The sequence below is a fragment of the Flavobacterium sp. UMI-01 genome (assembly GCF_019656315.1).
Lineage (GTDB): Bacteria > Bacteroidota > Bacteroidia > Flavobacteriales > Flavobacteriaceae > Flavobacterium.
Genome location: NZ_BPLU01000037.1, coordinates 1 through 1,705 on the forward strand (window position 1 = coordinate 1; position 1,705 = coordinate 1,705).

The 1,705-nt window shown below is 33.7% G+C and carries 1 protein-coding gene; it reads left to right on the plus strand.

Translation table 11 applies throughout. From position 1 onward, the window contains the following. Positions 1 to 69: 69 nt before the first annotated feature. Positions 70 to 1,608, plus strand: a complete 1,539-nt coding sequence (locus K5R64_RS10855) for an IS1182 family transposase (protein ID WP_220763419.1) — start codon at positions 70 to 72, stop codon at positions 1,606 to 1,608. Positions 1,609 to 1,705 lie beyond the last annotated feature (97 nt).

The window sequence follows — 1,705 nt, forward strand, 5'->3', positions numbered from 1 at the left end:
TTTTTTGTATATATTTGGTTTTTTATAGGTTATTTCGTATATTTAGTTATTGATATTAGATAGTTAAATATGAAATTCAAACATTACAACCAACAGCAAACAATACTTTTACCTTATTCGTTTGACGAATTAATTCCAGAGAAACACCCCGTTCGAGTAGTTGACCAAGTTGTGGAGTCAATTAACATTCAACCTCTTTTAAAAGCATACAGTAAAGAAGGAAATCCAGGTTATCATCCAAAGATGTTACTCAAAGTGATGTTGTATGCTTATATGACCAATGTGTATTCTTCTCGCAAGATAGAACTTGCTCTACGTGAGAATATCAATTTTATGTGGTTAACTTCAATGACCATTGTTGATCATAACACCATTAACCGTTTTAGAAGCAATAAACTAAAAGACAGCTTTAAGGAAATTTTCAAACAAGTGGTGCTGATGTTGGTATCAGAAGGCTTAATCACTTTAAAGCAAATCTATACTGATGGCACAAAAATAGAAGCACAAGCAGGTCGTTACACATTTGTTTGGGGCAAGAGTATTAAAACCAACAAAACTAAAATGCTAACCCAGTTAGAAGATTTATGGAATTATGCCCAAAGTATTGATAATGATGATGAGCCAAATCCTGAGCCAACCAAGTTTAAAGAAATCAGTAAAGAAGTAATTGAAAAAACAGTTGCTAAAATAGATGCTAAACTCTCTGGGAATGAAAAAGCTAGTCCCAAAGCAAAAGCTAAATTACGCTACATTAAAAATAATTTTGTTGCCAATTTAGAGAAATACGAGCAACAAGAAGCCATTCTTGGTCAGCGTAATAGCTATAGTAAAACCGACAAAGAAGCTACTTTTATGCGTCTGAAAGAAGACCATATGCTAAATGGACAACTCAAACCAGCTTATAACACTCAAATATCAACAGAGAATCAAATCATTGTTCATTACACGATTCATCAAAACCCAACCGACACCAAAACACTCAAACCTCATTTAGAAAATTTTGAACAAACCTTCGGAAAAGAAGTCCTTAAAGAATTAGAAGAAATAACGGCCGATGCAGGTTATGGCAGTGAAGAGAACTATGATTATCTAGAACAAAAAGAGCTTACTGCTTATGTTAAATACAACGCTTTTGATAAAGAGCAAGACAAAAATTATCAAAAAAAGCATAAGCCATTTAGCAAAGAAAATCTTTATTACAATCAAGAAGAAGATTATTATGTATGTCCAATGGGACAAAAAATACACAAAACTCATCAAAGCAAACGCACCACAGAAGCAGGTTACCAACAAGTAATGAGCCATTATCAGGCCAAAAACTGTGAGGGATGCCCACTACGAGGACAATGTTTTAAAGCCAAGGGAAATAGAAGTATTGAGAGGAATCACAATCTTGAGAGGCACAAACAAAGGACAAGAGAACTACTATTAAGCGAAACAGGAGTCCAAAAAAGAAAACAACGCACAGCCGATGTAGAACCTGTATTTGCACAACTCAAACATAATAATGGTTTTAGAAGATTTTCTCTAAAAGGACTTGAAAAAGTGGAGTTAGAGTTCGGTTTAATGGCATTAGGTCACAATTTAAGAAAGAAAATTGCCTCATAAGGTCAATTTTTGACTTTTTCAGCAGAAAGAAAAATCAAACTAAAAAACCTGAAAATAAAAAAGCCAACTCAAATTGTGTTTTGAGACGGCTTCTTTT

Coding starts and splice junctions, on each gene's coding strand:
- K5R64_RS10855 (WP_220763419.1), top strand. CDS start 70: ATGAAATTCAAACATTACAACCAACAGCAAACAATACTTTTACCTTAT.